Raw genomic sequence first — 18,462 nt, forward strand, 5'->3', positions numbered from 1 at the left:
ACTGTTTCCGGGAGCGCGACGTTTTCCTCAAAGACACCGCGCCCCACAACACATTCGTTGCTTTTCTTGTTATTTGAACAAACATAATAAAAAAATTTCTTATTGTTCCTGCTCACACTTCGTCTGCACATGCCCCTTTTACAATCCCCACAGAATAATAATCCCGCTAAAGGCTGAACAGTATTTTCCAATGGAGATTTTCTGGTATCTCGTTCCAACATTCGTTGGACCAGATCAAACATACATGCCTCTACAATAGGCTCATGGTTTTGTATAACAGTCACCCATTCCTCCGTTTTTCTATATCTCATTTTTTTCAACTTGTAATTGGGGGTTCCTCTTTTCCCCTGTACCAGATCCCCTTTATAAACTGGATTCGCAAGGATATTTCTAATCGTCATATGACTCCATTTACTATTTTCAGCAGATTTCAAACCGGATTTATAATTCAAGCCTCGGCTTTTCTTGTATTCTGATGGTGGCAGGATTCCTTCATGATTTAAAAATACCGCTATATCTGCCGGGCTGCTTCCCTGTAGTTTCATTGCAAATATAATTTTCACCACTTCCGCAGCATACTCATCAATAATCAGTTTATGTTTATCATCCGGGTCTTTGAGGTAGCCATAGCAGGCAAAAGCACCTAAGAATTCTCCGTTGCTTCTCTGAATTTTAAACTGCTTACGCAGCTTTTTCGATAATTCCCTGCAGTAAGCTTCATTCATGATATTTTTTACTGGAATAATAATATCATCGCCCGACCTGCTATGATCGCTGTCGAAATCATCATTGATTGCAATGAATCGGATCCCTTTCTCTGGAAAAACCATTTCCAGATATTTACCCGTTTCAATATATTCACGTCCAAGACGTGATAAATCTTTTACAATGACGCAGTTCACCTTTCCTGCATTTACTGCATCCATAACGGTCATAAAACCAGGACGGTCATAATTTGTTCCTGTATAACCATCGTCATATGCTTCATCAACAAGAATAATATTATCATGTGAGGAAATATAATTACGTACCAGTTTTCTCTGGTTCAAGATACTATCGCTTTCGCTTCTGCTACCATCATCTTTTGACAAACGGTAGTATGCGATTGCATAATACAGAATTGAATTGTTATCATTTTCAGAATTAAAATATGCTCCCATTCATCAATCCTCCTATTTCTCAGGAAATTGACTTCTGGAATTTGCCTTTGCGGTGACCAGCCGCCCTCATTGACATTCCAATTATCGCTCAAACAAATCAGAATGTCAATTGGTGCTGGCAAATTTCAAATCTCTGCGTCCCCATTCCGTTACTATTCACTCCGTTCGCAGTAACCCTACTATACTCTGGTAATCAGTCAATATCCTGCCAGTCGCTCTACAGCTTCCAGCCTGCCGCCAGCTCTCTCGCCTCGACGAAACGCTTATAGATGCCCTCCTGTTTCATCAGCTCCTCATGACGCCCCTGCTGCACGATTTTTCCCTGGTCCATCACGAGAATCCGATCGGCATCGCGAACGGTTTTCAGACGATGCGCAATCATGAAGATGGTTTTTTCTCTGGTAAGCGCATCGATTGCCGCCATCAGCTCCGCTTCATTTTCCGGGTCGACGTTGGCGGTCGCCTCATCGAGAATAATGACCGGCGAATCCTTCATAATCGCCCTGGCGATGGAAATCCGCTGCTTCTCTCCGCCGGAGAGCGACGCTCCGCCCTCGCCGATGACCGTCTCATATCCGTCCGGCAGCGCCATGATAAAATCGTGGCAGCACGCCTTCTTTGCCGCCTCAATCACCTTTTCCATCGGGGCGTCCTCCTGCCCGAAGCGGATATTGTTGGCGATAGTATCCTGGAACAGATAGACATTCTGGAACACAAAGCTGAAATTTTTCATCAGACTGTCCATGCTGTACTCTTTTACATTATGTCCTCCCAGCGTCACACTTCCCGCATCCACATCCCAGAATCTGGCAATCAGATGGCAGAGCGTTGTCTTTCCGCCGCCGCTCGGTCCGACAATCGCCGTCGTCGTCTTTTCCGGAATATGTATGGAGACCCCGTCGATGATTTTCTTCTTCTCGTAAGAAAATTCCACTCCGGACAGCTCCACGTCCGTATTTTCGGGCGCAATCTCTTTTCCCTCGATGTCCATCGCCGGAAGGCTCAGCACGCTCTGCGCCTTGTCCACGCTGACGTCCACGGCGCGCAGCAGCGCAGAATAGTTGCCCGCCTGCTCCAGGCTGGAAAATACCAGGAAGGAGCAGATCGTCATGCCGATGCAGGTGATTAGCTCCATGCTCCCCTGCAGATAAAACCAGATGGAGAGCAGCGTCATCACAACGCCGGTCAGCTTAATCAGTCCATTCTGCAGCGCCATAAAGGGAACAAACATCAGCTCCATCTCTATATTGATATCCGTGTTCCGGTCGATCGCCTGATTGAGCTTCTTTGCCATCCGTCCGGTGAGATTATAGCCCTTCACCTCCGCGATGCCCTGCACATACTCAATCACCTTCTCCACCAGAGACGTATCCGATTTGATTTTTTCCGGAGAAATCTTCTGGGATTTTCTCTGCATCCGGCTGTTTATCACGAAGAAAAGCAGCATTCCCGCCAGCACCACCAGCCCGATGCGCCAGTCGTAAAGAAGCACCATCACAGCAATCAGCGCCGTCGTCAGGATTCCCTGCGTAGTCAGCATTACCACGCGGGTTGCCGTATCCGCAAGATTTTCCATTGTATTTGTCGTTACGGAGGTAATATAGCCGAGGCTGTTTTCATTGAAGTATCCCATCGGCAGATACCGCAGATGTTCCGCTATCTCCACCCGCTTGTTTGCCGCTGTGCCATAGCCGGCTTCGCACTGCAGGATGGTGGAGCGGTATTTTGCCGCAGAGCCTGCCACAATACTAAATAAGAGGATGCCGAAGCACTGCCAGATAAGCCCGCCGGTAACGGTTCCGCCAATGGCTGCCTGCAGCATCAGCATGATGGCGGGTATCTTCAGCGCCTCCATAAAAGCGAGCAGCACGCCGTACGCAAGGGATTTGTAAAATTTTCTTTTATTTGTTTCGCCGCAGAAATCGAAAAACTTCCGGAATATTTTAAGCATAGGATACGCCCTCCCTCTCACTGTTTTTCACGCCGATGTGCGCCTTCCACATCTTTGCGTAGAGCTTTCCGTTCTCCAGCAGCTCGCGGTGCGTTCCACGCTCCGCAATCCTGCCGTCATCGACCACAAAAATACAATCCGCATCCGCAATCGTCGAGAGGCGGTGCGCAATCACAATCAGCGTCTTTCCCTGCACAAGCTTCGCCACGGAGGACTGGATGACCGCCTCATTCTCCGGGTCCGTGTAGGCAGTCGCCTCATCGAGTATGACAATAGGCGCATCCTTCAGCATCGCGCGGGCAATGGCGATACGCTGGCGCTCTCCGCCGGAGAGGTGTCCGCCGGCGCCGCCCGCCACCGTATCATAGCCGTTTTCAAGCTGCATAATAAACTCGTGGCAGCCGCTCTTTTTCGCCGCCTCCTCCACCTCCGCGTCCGTGGCGTCCATTCTTCCCATGCGGATATTTTCCCGGATGGTATCATCAAACAGATAATTGTCCTGCGAAACGTAAGCCACCCTGCGGTTGTATTCCTCCAGAGACAGCTCCCGGATATCCACGCCGCCGATGCAGATGCTTCCGCTCTTTACATCCCACAGCGACGCAATCAGCTTCGCAATCGTAGATTTTCCACTTCCCGACGGTCCCACCAGAGCATTAACGGTTCCCGGACGTATCTGCATGTCAATGCCGTGCAGCACCTCCTTCTCCTTATAGGCAAAGGTTACATCCTTCAGCGTCACCGAGTAGTCCGCCGGCTTCTTTTTGTCCTCCTCCGGACGGGAGAGCTCCTCCCAGCACAGGATTTCCGTCACCTCGCCCAGAATCGTCCGCAGACGGCCGATGTCATCCGAATAGGACATCACCGTGATAAGCGGCGTCGTCAGCCCCAGCGAAAGAATCAGGCAGAGCACAAAGTCCGCGACCGCCAGAGTGCCGTTTTTCACAAACAGGCCGCCGATGGGGAGCACGGAAACCGCCGTACACGGAAACAAAACCATAGCGATACTGAAAAATACGTTGCAGCGGCGCATCCATTCGATGTAGCAGTCTGCGCCCTCCTTTGCCGCAATTTTAAACTTTTCGTAGGAGCTCTGCGCCTTTCCGAACGCCTTAATCACCTCGATGCCGTTGATGTATTCCACCGCCGTGTCATTGAGAATCCTGGTTTTTATTACGGTGTTTTTAAAGCTCTCCTCGTACCCTATCATCATCCCCATGTAGGCGAGCAGCCCAAGCGGCAGGCTGACCAGAGATACCAGCGCCATTCTCCAGTCGATGACGCAGAGATAGACAAACACTGCGACGGGCGCCAACAGGTTCGACGTGAATTCCGGCAGGATATGCGCAAGCGTTGTCTCGATGCTGTCGATCCGCTCCACAATAATGTTTTTCAGGGAACCGGACGGCGTGTCTTTCACCCTTCCCAGCGGAACCCGCGCCAGCTTGTCGCACACCTGTCTGCGGATATTCCCCAGAACGTGAAAGGTCGCTTTGTGGGAGCAGGTTGTTGAGAGAGCGTGAAAAATTACTCTCGCCAGCCAGAGCACCGCCATCAGCAGCCCCTCGCGCAGATAAATCCCCCACTGCCGTTCTCCTGCGATAAGCCTGGAAACAACGTCCCCCATAATCACATAGGGCACGATGCTGCACGCGACGCCGCATACCGCCAGCAGGACGCTGGCTATGTACAGGTTTTTGTGCGTGCCTGTAAAATCGGCAAGCCAGCCTGTCACTGATTTTTCCTTTTGCTTCATTTCTTCTCCTCCTTGTTTTGGTTAGTTTTTTCTAACCATTGATATTTTTATAAGAGAAATCCTCAACGGATTTCTCCCATAAGCATTTTATGTGTTGCCCGGCAAAGAACCCTTCCTTATATTCCCGGATTTCTTTCAGGATTTTCCGAATTTTACATTCAGAAGCTCCGACCAGCCCGCCGTGTAAAACCGGTGAAACTGTGAGATATATTCCCTGGCTTCCTCCTTCGGCATATCATGCACTATCACCTCGAAAATTCCGGAAAACAGCGCGCTGGCGATAATGTGTATCAGATTTTTATTCAGCGGCTCCACATGACATCCCATTTTGGCAAGCGTCTGTATGTAGGTGAAGGTGGAATCCACCTCCCGCACCACAAGCTGATGTACAAAATCCGCATAGGCGGTGCCCTCCGCGCATTCAATCAGCAGCTTGAATGCGTCGTAATTATCATAAATATAATCCAGCATTTTTTCCAGACAGACGACAGAGGTATCCGTCATCTGCTCCGTCTGCGTCTGTCCCGGAAGCTTTTCAAAATCATCAATGGTATTGCAAAACAGCTCCAGCACATAGTTTGCCTGTTTATCCACCAGCGCGGCAAACAGCTCCTCCTTGCTGTCGTAATACCCGTAAAACGCACCCGTCGTCACACCCGCCCGCTTTACAATATTGCGCAGGGAAGCCGCCTGGAAGCCCTTTTCCAGAAACTCGCACTTCGCCGCCTCATGTATTCTCTCCAGAGTGGATTTTTCTTCCTCCATCCTTCTTCTGCCTCCGTATGTAACATCGTTATATAACACTGTTATAATCATAATAGAAAAAGAACAGGCTGTCAAGAGAAAATACAAAATTTGTACATCAGCAGAAAAAACCGCCAGAATCCTTTTTGGGTTCTGACGGTCCTTCTCTCAAATTTTCATTGAAACAGCCATGCAATTCTGCCGGAACATCTGTCCGGATTGCTGTTTACGGGAATAACGATGAACACTTCAACGTCCGATTTCATATACGCTGCGCACACGGATATGACCGGCGTTTCCGGAGAGAATCTGCACACGGCGCTCCCCGGCTTCCATATCAAAATAATTATCGCTTAATACCCAGTCCTCGTTTTCATTCTGCAGCTCCACACCGGAGGCATAGGCGGCTGCCGTCACAATCAGCTCGCTGCCCTCGCGCCGCACGGAAAGCTGCGGATTTCTGTAATTATAAAATTTCGGCATGGAAAACAGCACGCTGCCGGAGGAAATCACCCCGCCCTCCTGCACGCATGTATAAAACACATGGTGCTCCAGCAGATCCGCCTGCGGGAATTCCTCCTTTTCCAGCCAGACGCCGGAAAGCGGCGGCACCTGCACGCTGATTTCCTTCTCCTGCCCGATGAGCTGCGAGTCCGCGTCGCGGAGACTGTAGCGCACCGTTACGTTCTGTTCCTGCATCGTCTCATTTGCCACATGCAGGCGGACACTCTTTTCCACCGTATACGGTCGGGCGTTCAGATTCGGATTCTGCGTAAGCAGTCCCTCCTCGCAGCACGACAGCAGCACCGGCGCGAAGAAGCGCCTCTCAAAATAATGCAGCGCCTTCCAGCGTCCAAAGTAATCAATCGACGACCAGGACGTCACCGGCCAGCAGTCATTCAGCTGCCATATAATAGCTCCCATACACTCGCCGCGGTGACGCCGCCAGTGCTCCACCGCATAGCGCATTGCCTGCGCCTGCAGAAGCTGGGAAGCGTACACAAGGTCGGACAGATTCTCCGGATAGCGGAAATACTGCGCCATATAGACCATCATCTTCGCATAGCCGTTCTCGCTGCGCTGATGGCGGTCCATCACATACGAGAAGACGTTGCGGTCTTCCGGCAGCGTAAAGCTCTCTATCGTCTTCAGCGCCGGAAGCGACTCAAAGCCAAACTCAGAGGCATAGCGGAAGTTGTGCCTGCGGTAATCCGGGAACGGCTGATAGCCGTGCCATACCTTCCAGTAATGGGCGTCTCCTCTGGATTCCGCCTCCGGCTCGTCGAAATCCCCGCCGGACGACGGGCTGGACGGCCAGTAAAAAGCGTCCGGGTCCTCCCTTTTCACGATTCCGGGAATCACATAGCTGTACATGCGCGTATAATCGCCAATCAGATGCGGGTCGCGCGTATAGCCGTCCATAATCATGCCCTCCATCTCGTTGTTCCCGCACCACAGTCCCAGACAGGCGTGATGGCGGATACGGCGGATGTTTTCCGCAATCTCCTGCGAAATGTTTTCTTCAAATTCCTCCGTAAGACGGTAGGTGGAGCAGGCGAACATCAAATCCTCCCACACCAGAAAGCCGTACTCGTCGCACAAATCAAAAAACCAGTCCTCCGGGTAGCCCGCGCCGCCCCAGACGCGGATAGTATTGTAATTCGCCTCCGCGCACTGCGCCAGCAGCCTCTCTGTGCGCTCCCTGGAAAACCGCGGCAGCAGACAGTCCTCCGGAATATAGTCCGCGCCCATCGCAAAAATCGCTATGCCGTTGATCTCGTGGGCAAAGCTCTCTCCCCACGCATCTTTTTCAATCTTCATACCCATCGTGCGCAGACCGATCCGGCGCTCCCACACATCCTGCACCGCGCCGTCCGCCAGCGCCTCCACGCGCACCGTATAGAGCGGCTGTCCGCCGTAGCCTCTCGGCCACCACAGCGCCGGCTGCTCTATCACAAGCTCCCGCGGAGAATCGTCCCGCCTCTGCACGCTTCCATCCGGCGCCGTCACCATTACCCGGTACGCCACCTCCCCGCCTGTGCGGCGGCGCAGCGTATCCACATCAAACGACAGGCATACCTTTCCTTCCATATGTTTCTGGCGGATGAGCACGCTGTAAATACGCTCATCGCAAACGCCCAGCAGCGTTACCGGGCGGAAAATCCCCATATCCGGCAGCTTTGGCGCCCAGTCCCAGCCAGACATGCAGCTCGATTTTCTCAGATAGTTAAAGCCGTCCAGCGTATCCGTATTGCATGGAATGGAGCCCTGCTCTCTCACCTTCTCCTCCATATAACGGACTGGCGAATAAAAGCGCACCTCCAGGCGGTTATCGCCCTCCCTTAAAAGCTCCTTTACCGGAAACTCCCACTCCCGGTGCATGTTGCAGGTATGTCCGAGCAGCGTGCCGTTCAGATAAATGTCGGCAAGCGTATCGACGCCGTCAAAATGAAGCAGTACCTCCCGGCAGGAGGAAAGCGCCGCCTCCGCCCGAAAGTCGCAGTCATACGTATAGTCCTCTGCGGACAGCGCGAGCGCCGCCTCCGCATTGTCCCGGTAATAGGGGTCTTCTATTTCCCCGTGCGCAAGCAAATCATGATAAACGGAAAACGGCACGGATGCCGGAAGCGCGCGTCCTTTCCAGAGCAGATGCCAGCCATCCCGCAATAATTGTCTTTCCATAATTTCCCTCCCAGTCATTTCCTGTTATGATGCCGGTCAGAGAAAGCCTCCCGTCCCGGTCTGTAAAGCAGCGCAATAGCAGTCTTTTCTTATTTCCGTTTCCAGCAATACGCGACTGCCGTCACGCACCGTCAGAACCGCCCCTCCCGGCTCCACGCGGCGGCGCATCGCGCTGTCCCACACCGCAAACGCCTCCGCCGGCAGCAAAAGCCTCCCGCGCTTTGTCTCCCCCGGAGCCAGCCGGTATTTTCCGAATGCCTTCAGCTCCGCTCTCCGCGGCAGAACGCTTCCGCCCCGGTTCCGGAGAAATACCATCGGGACCGCCGTCTCCTCCCATTCGAATGGATTCAACACTGTAAAGGAGACGACCACACCATCCTCCTGCATTCTGACCACAATATCCTGATACTCCGCGTCCCCGTATCCCATTCCGGAGCCGAAGGAATACAGCGCCCCATCCTTTTCGTCACAGTAATGCATCGCCTCATAGGATATGCGGGAATTATACCAGACCGGAAGCTGACCGGCGCTGCGCGGCAGCGATACGGGCAGACGTCCGGACGGGGCATACTCTCCGGTAAGAAGCTGCGCCAGCGCCAGAGCGCCCACCGGTCCCGGATAGAAAGCGTACAGAAGCGCATCGGATTGCTCCGCTATCTCTCCCAGCGCATAGGGTCTTCCGCCAGTCACTATCGTTACAACCCGTTTTGCCGCAGCAAATACCTTCCGTGCAAAAATAAGCTGCGTCTGCGGAAGCTGCAGCGAAGATAAATCCACACCCTCGCCGCAATCCATAAGGCCATGCCCTCCGCCGTCTGTGACCGCTGCGCCGTTAATGTCAAATTCCGCCCCGCCAAAACGGCTGGAGCTGCCGCCCAGCACAAGTACCGTCACATCACATTCCGCCGTCTTCTCAGCTCTGTCACAGATTACCAGCTCCAGGTCCTTCCTCCGCGCAAATACCTCATAAAATCCGCGCTCGATGCTCCAGGAGAACTCCTGACGCACCGGCGGCGTATAATCGCCGAGCAGCGCATACACATCCCGGATTATCTCTCCGGTCAGCGCAACACGCAGCCGTTTCCGCTCTGAATCGCCGCCCCTCTTTCCCGCGCCCGCAAGCGGAAGGATACCGCCTTCATTCTTCAGAAGCACCGCCGATTCCAGCGCCAGCGCAAGGCTCTCAGACGCATACTCTGCCAATCCCCGATTTTGCTCTCTTTGTGGACTCTTTCCCGGCTCCGGACTGCCGGACACATATGCCTCCGAATCCGGCGGTACCGGGCAGCGCTGTCCGTCCGCCGTCAGATACGGCGCATCAAACAGCCCCCGTTCAAATTTTAGCTTCAGCACCCGCCACGCCGCCTCATCCAGCCGCTCCCGGCTTACCATTCCCTGCGCAAGCGCCTCCTCCAGATGAGCGAACCCCTCATCCCAGAGCGATACATCCACACCGGAGGAAAGCGCCGCCGCCCCGCACTCTGCCGGGGTATTATACAGAAATCCGAGTTGGTCGACCGCCACACCGTCCGCCATCACAATGCCGTCAAAGCCCATTTCCCCGCGCAGTACATCGCCCAGAAGCCACGGATTATTGTGACACGGAATCCCGTCAATATCATTGTACGCCGCCATGATACCGGCGGCTCCTGCCTTTACCGCCGCATACGCCGGCGGCAGATGAATCTCACGCAGCTCCCGCTCTCCTATCCTCGCGGAGCTGGCGTTCACGCCGCCGGTGGTCTCTCCCTGCGCCGCAAAATGCTTCGCCACAACGTCCACACCCTCCGCGCGGTAGCCGCCGACGACCTCCCGCGCAAACTGCGCAGCCAGATATGCATCCTCGCCAAAGCACTCCTCGCACCGTCCCCAGCGCGCGTCGCGCAGCACATCAAGCATGGAAACGAGCGCCAGGTCGACCCCCAGCTTTTTCATCTGCCGCGCGCACGCACCGACGGCCCGCCCGGCAAGCTTTGGATTCCAGGTCGCCCCGACAGCCAGATTGACCGGCAGCAGATAGCCGTCCAGCGCCTGATGCCCGTGCGGACTCTCTTCCGCGATCAGCACCGGAATCCCGAAGCGCGACTGTGTGATCACATATTCCTGCACAAGATTATATGCCTGCACGGCAAAGTGTCCCGCCAGTCCGTTCTGATAATCGCGCCCGGACCAGGGGTCGGCGCGGTACAGCCCGTACAGCACGCCGATTCCGCCATATTTCTGCGCCTCCCGGCAAAATTCCTCCGAGAGCTCCAGACCGTTTTCGCTGCGCGTGCAGACGCGAAACCCGTACAGCCTCTGGTTAAGCTGACCCACCTTTTCCGCCGTCGTCATGCGCTCCAGCAAATCCCTTGCCCGCGTACCGGGCGAAAGCGTTCTGTCTTTATATTTTTCCATACTTATTTCAGCACCACCCTGTAGCTCTTGATCTCATATGGACGGATTTCAAAACGGAAGCTGCCGCCCTCCGGGACGATATCGCCGCCCTGCGTCTCCTCCATCAGATTGCATTCCTGTACCTGCCCGATTTCGTATCCCATGCCAAAGGAAACCGTCGCCTGCGTGCGCGCATTTTCATACTCATACATACGGATAATGATGCCGTTCCCGTCATCTGCTTCCTTTACCGTCTCCAGCATGACATTTTTGCTGTCACAGGAGAGGAAGGACGCCTCCGGCTGAAACGCACTGTCCGCGTGGGTATGCACCGGGAAATTCAGACAGTAGCCCTCGCGCACCGTGTCGCATTCCCGCAGGCTCCCACTGTGCGGATACAGAGCGTATGTAAACACATGCTCCTCCTGGTCGGCTGCCGGATTCGGCTCAATCCCGGATTTAATCAACGTCAGACCAATCTCTCCGTCCCGCACGGAATGGCCGTACTTGCAGTCATTCAGCAGACTGACGCCGTAATGTCCTTCCGACAGGTCTATCCATTTCTGTCCGCAGGATTCAAAGCGCGCCATATCCCAGCTCGTGTTCGTATGCACCTTGCGCGTCAGATTTCCGAACTGGATATCGAACGACGCCTCGTCCGTATGCACATCCACCGGAAAATGTACCTTCAGCAGATGCTGGTGCTCCCGCCAGTCCACCCATGTTTCAAAATCAATGCGCGGCGTATCCGCGTAAAAATATATTTTCTGGCAAATCCGGGAATTGCTTATCCGGCGCTCCTGCTCCAGAACGGCGCACACCGGGCCGCACGCCGTCCACTCCATCCGGACAGGCGCCGGTACATCCCAGCTTTTTTCCGTATAATAAATATCAATATCCCAGTTATCGTAGTTCATCGGCTTATCTTCGTACATGCAGAAGCGGTTTCCCGGTCTGCCCGGCTTCAGGATTTCTCTTCTGTTTTTCTTATCATAAATCGAAGAGAACATACCGTCATCATCAAACAGAATTCGGTAATACGGCGTTTCCAGCATATTGCCCTCCTGCACAAACGGCACGCTGCGCGCAACATCCGGCTTTCCATTCTCTCTGTCGATATAGAATGATTTCCATCCCTTCGCAGGAAGTCCTGCAGCATAAACCACTGCCTCCGCACCGAGGCTCTGCACCGGATAGCGCGTTCCGTCCGCATCCACAAGCGCACCGCAAATACCTTCCGGCAGGCGCACGATATCGTTCCGCGTAAAGCCTGTCGTGTTAAAGAGCGTCACACAGTCCCCCTCTCCTGCAAACAGATGCATCCGCTCAGAAAGAAGTTCCCCGCCTTTTCTGGCAAGCTGCCCGTATTCCTGCTTTGTCACCTCGTACACCTCGCGGATGCTCGAACCCGGCAGAATGTCGTGAAACTGGTTCAGCAGAATCACCTTCCACATCCGCTCCAGCTCCTCTGCGGGCGTCTGCATTCCGCGCAGCGCCGCCAGCGTGCACAGAAGCTCCACATCCATCATCAGAATCTCCGATTTTCTGTTTGCGCGCTTATTGCGGCCCATCGAAGTATACGTTCCCCGGTGGTACTCAAAATAAAGCTCTCCTTCCCACACCGGAAGTCTCCGGCTGTCCTTCACGCGCTCATACAATTCATCAAAGTACACGCGCGAAAATTCCTGCCGCACCTTCGGGATTCCGCAGATGCCCTTTTCCATGCGCTTTGCCGTCTCCAGCATCTCCCTCGTCGGTCCGCCGCCTCCGTCTCCATAGCCGAACGCTACCAGAATATCGTTATTGATATCTTTATTCTGATACCGATGCCAGCCGCCCATGATCGCATCCGGGTGCAGCATTCCATTATAAGTCGTAAAGAAATCCTCCTCGCTCTGCCCGACGCCGAGCGTGGTAATCAGGTGCGTAAACACCGTCGAGCCGTCGATGCCCTTCCACATGAATGTATCATACGGCATCTTGTCAATCTGGTTCCACGCAAGCTTTGTTGTCATAAAATAATCGATTCCGCTCTTTTTCATAATCTGCGGCAGCGCGCCCGAATACCCGAACACATCCGGAAGCCACAAAATCCGGCTGTCCGTGCCGAATTCCTCCCGGAAAAATTTCTTTCCGTAAAAGAGCTGACGCACAAGCGATTCCCCGGACGTCAGATTGGTATCCGCCTCCAGCCACATGCCGCCCTCCGGCTCCCAGCGTTCCTCGCGGATGCGCGCCTTAATGCGCTCGTACATATCCGGATACCGCTCCTTCAAAAACTGATAAAGCTGCGGCTGGCTGGACATAAAACGGTACTGCGGATATTCCTCCATCAGCTTCAGCACGGTGGCAAAGCTTCTCGCCACCTTCTCCCGCGTCTGCGCCACCGTCCACCACCACGCCACATCAATATGCGTGTGACCGATGCAGGTCGCAACCACATCTGCGCACCCCGCCATGTCTCCGTACACGGTCTTCTCCAGATACTGCTCCGCCGCCCGGATGCTCTGATAAAAGTCCTCCGAGTACGGCGTCCGCAAATCGAGAAGATTCACTGCTTCATTTAATACTCTCTCCAGTTCCATCCGGTTCCGGTCATCTTTTTCCATCCGGGAGAATGCGCGCAGCGGCACCACAAGGTCATAGTACAGCTTTTCAATGCGCAGATCCGCCTGCTGCATTTCCAGAATCAAATCAAATTCCGCGTGCAGCGTGCCGGTGTACGCCTGCAGATCGAAGCGCCACTTTTCCCCCGCCGCAGCCACCTCCGTCATATGCACCAGACGGTGATTCATATCCAGTCCCTGCGTCGCTTCGCCGTTTACAAACAGAAGAAACTGCGGATTTTTTCCATCGTCCCATTCCTCGATCTGCGTCTTCACGCAAAGGCGCAGCGCCTGCCCGGCAAGCTCCCCCGGTACGGTATATTCCGCCTGGAACCAGTAGTGACGGTCCGGACCGTACCATTTCATCTTCTCCGGATAAAATTCCCGCCATTCCCCGCCGTTCTCCTGCGCCTCCCGCGGATAAAAAAACAGTCCTTCCTTATAGCGGATTTTATCGAATTTCATGGTCTTCACCGTTATCAGCTTCTTCAATTCATCGCAGATTACCTGCACTCTCTTATCAAGATACCACATCTTTCCTTCCTGCCCCCTTTTATCAGTTATAAAAAAAGCTGCTGCAAAATGCGCCATATAAATTAAACACAATTTGCAGCAGCTGCTATTTCCGGCTTTTTCGTCCCGCTCAGAGCAGAGCTATTTTATTTTGTGGCATCGATCTGTGCCTGTGCCTCCGCACGGATGGTCTCCCAGCCGGCAGCGTCCAGCTCGCTCTTAATGGTTTCTATCAGCTCGCGCGGGTCCTGCGCACCCGTAAAGAATTCGGATTTATACTTCTCGTATACGGCGCGGCAGTTCGCCAGCTCTGTTTCCACGTTGCTGGTGTCCATATCAAATCCAAGCATCGCGGACGGTTTTGCCGCTTCATTCAGAGCCTTTACTTCATCCCACTGTCCCTCGGAGCCTTCCAGGTCGGTAACTGCGAAGAAGGTACCCTGGGTATAGCCCGCCATACTCCAGTCGCTGTTCAGCTTGTTTACAGTGCCGTTTTCCGTATATTCAAAGTTTTCACCCTCTACACCGTAGTACAGCCAGTCACGCACCTTGTTGTCCGTATTTACAAGCTGCAGAAGTTCAAGCGCCTTGTCCGGGTGCTCACAGCCGGAGTAAATTGCGCTGATGGAGCCGCGAACCGATGTATTTGACACAACCGTATCGCCGTACTGAATTGCCACGCAGTTTGCAATGCCGTTATTCGGTCCCCATGTGGATTTGGCAGCTCCGCTCCAGCCCTGCGCTGTGAAGAAGGTTCTGTATTTGTTGGAATCGTCTGCTGTCGGTGCATCACCGTTGATGATACCGTCCACATACATCCGGTGAATGATGTCGAGCTTTGAGAGAATCTCCTCGTCCTCCAGCGGATTAACAACCGTCTTTGTCTCGTCGTCATATTTTACGCCAATCGCGGACAGACCTGCGCCAAGCTGGTCATAATATGCCGTTACAAGGAAATCTGCGCCGGACTTTGACATATAATACGGATTGCCGCCTTCGCCCTCCTTGATTTTTGCAAGAGCCGGTTCCAGATCCTCAAATGTAGTAATACTCTCAATATCAATATCGTATTTATCCGCAATATCCTTATCCCAGATAAAATACTCGGTTATCGAGCTGTCCTTATAGGTGGGAACTCCGTAAATCGCATCATTCACGGAAACAGCCTTCCAGTAATCCTCCGGAATGAAGGAATACAGATCGGGAGCCGCCTCCGGAAGCAGTTCCGTGATATCCATCAGCACACCCGTCGTCACCTCCGCGCTGTAGCGCGTCTGGTCTGTAAACAGAATATCAAAATATTCACCGGAGTTTGTAATTACACTTCTGCGATTGTCCCAGTCGCCCCACGGAACAATCTCCATGTCGAGATTTACGCCGATTTTCTCCTCCAGATACGGATTAATCTGCGCCAGCCATGCATCATAATTTTCCGGCATCCCGTTGCCCACCTGAATCCATTTCAGTGTAACAACCTCATCCTCCGCCGCTGCGCTTACGCCAGTAGCGGCCGTCATGCCGAGTGCCATTGAAGCTGTCAGAGCCATTGCAAGTACCTGTTTCTTTTTCATTTTATAAACCCTCCTTTTTGCTTTGCGCTGCCGACGGCAGCTTTTTTATATTCGCGGCGCGGAAAACCGGAAAATCAGTCCGGCGCCTGCCGCTTCGCAGGCGGAATCTCCCGCCCTGTTCTACGGAAATCTGCATTTCCGTTAAAACCTGTGTCATCCTTTTACCGATCCTACCGTCAGACCGGAGATAAAATATCTCTGGAAAAACGGATATGTACACGCGATTGGAACAATAATCAGAATCGCCATTGCCATACGTGCCCCTTCCTTCGGCATGGAATTCATATACTCTGTCATGGTAACGCCCATTGTCGGATTGTTCGCCATCATTTCAATACTCCTCTGTACATGGTCGAGCAGCGCCTGCAGCGAATACAGCTTTGTGTTCGTAATGTACAGAGAGGACTGGAACCAGTCATTCCAGTAGCCGAATGTCAGGAACAGTGCAATCGTTGCCAGCAGCGGTTTTGCCAGAGGCAGCACGATTTTTCCGAAAATCGTAAACTGCGTCGCGCCGTCGATCTGCGCCGATTCCATAACAGAATCCGGTATGTTTGTCTTAAAGAACGTCTTGCATATCACGACATTAAACGATGAAACAAGCAGCGGCAGAATCAGCGCCCAGATACTGTCCTTTAAATGCAGAAGCTGCGTATTTACCACGTAGGAGGAAAGCATACCGCCGTTGAAAATCATCGGGATAAATACAATCATCGTGCAGAGCCCGTTCAGCCTGTAATTGCTCCTGGACATCACATAGCCCATCATCGTGGTCAGCATCACGCCGAGCGCCGTGCCGACTATTGTCACCACAAAGGATACGCCGAGCGCTCTCAGAATCATATCCGCCTCGCGGAACAGGAAAATATACGAATCCGCCGAAAACGATTCCGGAATAAAGCGGTAGCCGATATGCCGGATGGATTCCTCCGAGGAAATCGAAATAATAAATATAAAGATTACCGGAATTATGCACATCAGCGCCAGCACTGCAAATATGATATTGAAACATATGTCCGTCTTTTTTGCTATCCGGTTCAGCCTGTTCGGAGCATCCGGCTCCTCTCTTCTCTTTGCCATCTTCCTGCCTCCTTATATAATCGCGCTGTCTTCGTCTATCTTGCGCACAATTCCATTTGCCACCAGAATGGTGATACAGCAGGCGACAGACTGGAAAAACGTAACCGCCGACGTCATGCCGATCGGCGTGGACGAGCGGATAGCGTTAAATACATAGGTATCAATCGTTGCCGTCGTATTGAAAATTGAACCGGTAGCACCCTGCGACAGCTGATAAAACAGACCGAAATCCGAGTAAAAGACCTTGCCCACATTCAGAATAAACATCATGATGATGACATTTTTCAGACACGGCAGCGTAATGTACCACACCTGCTGCCTCTTGGTTGCCCCGTCCACCACCGCGGCTTCATACAGCGTCGTATCGATGCCGGTAATACTGGAAAGGTAAATAACCATGTTATAGCCGGTTGATTTCCACAGATACATAAAAATCAGCAGAAACGGCCACACGCCCGCCGTCATATACCAGCGGACCGGCTCGCTCCCGGCATCGCGCAGCATACTGTTAATCAGACCATTGTCCTGGTTCAGAAAAGCATCCAGAAAGTACGCCACGACTACCCACGACATAAAGTACGGAAAGAACATCAGCGTCTGATACACCTTGGACTTCCGTTTGCTGTGCAGAAGGCTTATCATAATCGCCAGCCCGACCGACAGAAGCATTCCCAGAATGATGAACGCCAGATTATAAAGAATGGTATTTCTGAGAATCACAAACAAATCCTTTGATTTCAGAAGAAATTCAAAATTTTTGAATCCCGCCCATTCGCTGTGGATTACATTATAGATAAAGCTCTTTCCGCCCGTCACACGGTAATTCTTAAATGCGATAACCAGACCGAACATCGGCAGGAAGCAGAATAAGATATACCAGATGGTGGTAGGCAGCGCCAGAATGCTCAGTTCCGTGTCATTCTTTGTCCAGCGCGGCTTTTTCGAACGGACCTTTTTGTTATTTTTCACTTTTCATTCTCCCTTTCCTTTCCCGTACCGAATCCCGGAAAATCAGTTTTCCCGGTATCCGGCAAACTTCTCCCTCACTATTTTCTGTCCCGGTACGCTCCATGCGTCTGACCATGCATTTTACAGCGGTTCTGCCGATTTCCTTCATATCTACGGCAACCGTCGTAAGCTGCGGCTCGCAGAGCCCCGCATAAATATCATCGTCAAACCCGACAACCGACACATCCTCCGGCACAGACAGACCTCTGCGCTTCAGCTCCCGGACAAGCCGGAAGGCTGTCTCATCACAGTTGCACATGAACGCCTCCGGAAGTTCCTGCGGAAGCTGCAGGTCGACCGCTCTGCCCGCCTGATCGCGGTCCGGAATCCTCCAGCGCTCCTGCTCTTTCAGCCCTTTTTCCATCAGTGCGCGCATATACCCCAGATAGCGGTCGTTGATGCTCGTTGTCACACCAAGCGTCCCCACAAATCCGATTTCCCGATGTCCGCTGCGTATCAGATGCTTCGTGATTTCGTATGCGGAATAAATGCTCTCCGTCACAACAGAATCCGAGCGGTATCCGACATCGTACAGATCCACGTACACCTTCGGAAGCGGAATCCTGTCGATGCGCTCACGCACCTCTTTATCAAGAATCCCCAGAAAAATAAGACCGTCGAACATTCCTGGCTTTTCGATCGTCTCCGCGTCATGCTCCAGAGTTTCGGGATTCGGTGTAATCATAACGCTGGAGTACGCCCGCATCCGCAGCTCGCGGTTGATGTGCTCGTACATGCCCATATAAAAACGGCCGCTGTCTCCGGAATGAAACCGCTCGCTCATGATAATCGCAATGGTACGTGCCTTCCGCTGTCCGTAATCCGGAAGCACATATCCGTGATCCGCCGCAGTCTGCAATATTTTCTGTCTGAGCGGTCCGCTGACACCTTCTTTTCCATTGATTGCCTTGGAAACCGTCACCTTGCTGACGCCAAGCTCATCTGCAATATTCTGCATGGAAACCGCGCCTCGTCCTGCCAAAATATTCACCTGCCCTCCTGCCCGCATATTGTT

The 18,462-nt window shown here is 52.9% G+C and carries 11 protein-coding genes; all 11 read right to left on the reverse strand.

Annotated elements, in window-relative coordinates; all coding sequences use genetic code 11:
* On the reverse strand, positions 1 to 1,160 hold a 1,160-nt coding region (locus ACLU9Q_RS18135), incomplete at its 3' end, for a recombinase family protein (protein WP_412625769.1).
* Between the two features lie 217 nt (positions 1,161 to 1,377).
* On the reverse strand, positions 1,378 to 3,111 hold the full coding sequence (locus tag ACLU9Q_RS18140) for an ABC transporter ATP-binding protein (protein ID WP_302592231.1): 1,734 nt from the start codon (positions 3,109 to 3,111) through the stop codon (positions 1,378 to 1,380).
* On the reverse strand, positions 3,104 to 4,867 hold the full coding sequence (locus tag ACLU9Q_RS18145) for an ABC transporter ATP-binding protein (RefSeq protein ID WP_302592232.1): 1,764 nt from the start codon (positions 4,865 to 4,867) through the stop codon (positions 3,104 to 3,106). Before ACLU9Q_RS18145 ends, ACLU9Q_RS18140 begins: the two co-directional genes overlap by 8 nt.
* 135 nt (positions 4,868 to 5,002) lie before the next feature.
* Positions 5,003 to 5,632: a TetR/AcrR family transcriptional regulator gene (locus tag ACLU9Q_RS18150; RefSeq protein ID WP_302592233.1), complete on the reverse strand. Its 630-nt coding sequence runs from the start codon at positions 5,630 to 5,632 to the stop codon at positions 5,003 to 5,005.
* 228 nt (positions 5,633 to 5,860) lie between these two features.
* Positions 5,861 to 8,293 (reverse strand): beta-mannosidase, encoded by a 2,433-nt coding sequence (locus ACLU9Q_RS18155; protein WP_296908517.1) that lies wholly within the window; start codon positions 8,291 to 8,293, stop codon positions 5,861 to 5,863.
* A 36-nt stretch (positions 8,294 to 8,329) separates the two neighbouring features.
* Positions 8,330 to 10,690 carry a beta-glucosidase family protein gene (locus ACLU9Q_RS18160; RefSeq protein ID WP_298514763.1) on the reverse strand — a complete coding sequence of 787 codons (2,361 nt, stop codon included), beginning with the start codon at positions 10,688 to 10,690 and terminating at the stop codon, positions 8,330 to 8,332.
* A 2-nt stretch (positions 10,691 to 10,692) separates the two neighbouring features.
* Entirely contained in the window at positions 10,693 to 13,809 is a 3,117-nt protein-coding gene (locus ACLU9Q_RS18165) for an alpha-mannosidase (protein ID WP_296834633.1), read from the reverse strand.
* Between the two features lie 125 nt (positions 13,810 to 13,934).
* On the reverse strand, positions 13,935 to 15,359 hold the full coding sequence (locus ACLU9Q_RS18170) for an ABC transporter substrate-binding protein (protein WP_006862622.1): 1,425 nt from the start codon (positions 15,357 to 15,359) through the stop codon (positions 13,935 to 13,937).
* Between the two features lie 153 nt (positions 15,360 to 15,512).
* Complete coding sequence (locus ACLU9Q_RS18175; RefSeq protein WP_006862620.1) at positions 15,513 to 16,439, reverse strand: carbohydrate ABC transporter permease; 927 nt, start codon at positions 16,437 to 16,439, stop codon at positions 15,513 to 15,515.
* Positions 16,440 to 16,451: 12 nt separating this feature from the next.
* Positions 16,452 to 17,408, reverse strand: coding sequence for an ABC transporter permease (locus tag ACLU9Q_RS18180; protein WP_006862619.1), 957 nt, complete (start codon positions 17,406 to 17,408; stop codon positions 16,452 to 16,454).
* The gene (locus ACLU9Q_RS18185) at positions 17,398 to 18,438 is read right to left on the reverse strand and encodes a LacI family DNA-binding transcriptional regulator (RefSeq protein ID WP_412625773.1); all 1,041 of its coding nucleotides are present in this window, start codon (positions 18,436 to 18,438) and stop codon (positions 17,398 to 17,400) included. Before ACLU9Q_RS18185 ends, ACLU9Q_RS18180 begins: the two co-directional genes overlap by 11 nt.
* Between the last annotated feature and the right edge of the window lie 24 nt (positions 18,439 to 18,462).

This window comes from Marvinbryantia sp., assembly GCF_047017445.1.
Lineage (GTDB): Bacteria > Bacillota > Clostridia > Lachnospirales > Lachnospiraceae > Marvinbryantia.

What these genes read in the sequence shown, in the direction of transcription:
- ACLU9Q_RS18140 (WP_302592231.1), bottom strand. Translation starts at nt 3,111, where the DNA reads ATGCTTAAAATATTCCGGAAGTTTTTCGATTTCTGCGGCGAAACAAAT.
- ACLU9Q_RS18145 (WP_302592232.1), bottom strand. Translation starts at nt 4,867, where the DNA reads ATGAAGCAAAAGGAAAAATCAGTGACAGGCTGGCTTGCCGATTTTACA.
- ACLU9Q_RS18150 (WP_302592233.1), bottom strand. Translation starts at nt 5,632, where the DNA reads ATGGAGGAAGAAAAATCCACTCTGGAGAGAATACATGAGGCGGCGAAG.
- ACLU9Q_RS18155 (WP_296908517.1), bottom strand. Translation starts at nt 8,293, where the DNA reads ATGGAAAGACAATTATTGCGGGATGGCTGGCATCTGCTCTGGAAAGGA.
- ACLU9Q_RS18160 (WP_298514763.1), bottom strand. Translation starts at nt 10,690, where the DNA reads ATGGAAAAATATAAAGACAGAACGCTTTCGCCCGGTACGCGGGCAAGG.
- ACLU9Q_RS18165 (WP_296834633.1), bottom strand. Translation starts at nt 13,809, where the DNA reads ATGTGGTATCTTGATAAGAGAGTGCAGGTAATCTGCGATGAATTGAAG.
- ACLU9Q_RS18170 (WP_006862622.1), bottom strand. Translation starts at nt 15,359, where the DNA reads ATGAAAAAGAAACAGGTACTTGCAATGGCTCTGACAGCTTCAATGGCA.
- ACLU9Q_RS18175 (WP_006862620.1), bottom strand. Translation starts at nt 16,439, where the DNA reads ATGGCAAAGAGAAGAGAGGAGCCGGATGCTCCGAACAGGCTGAACCGG.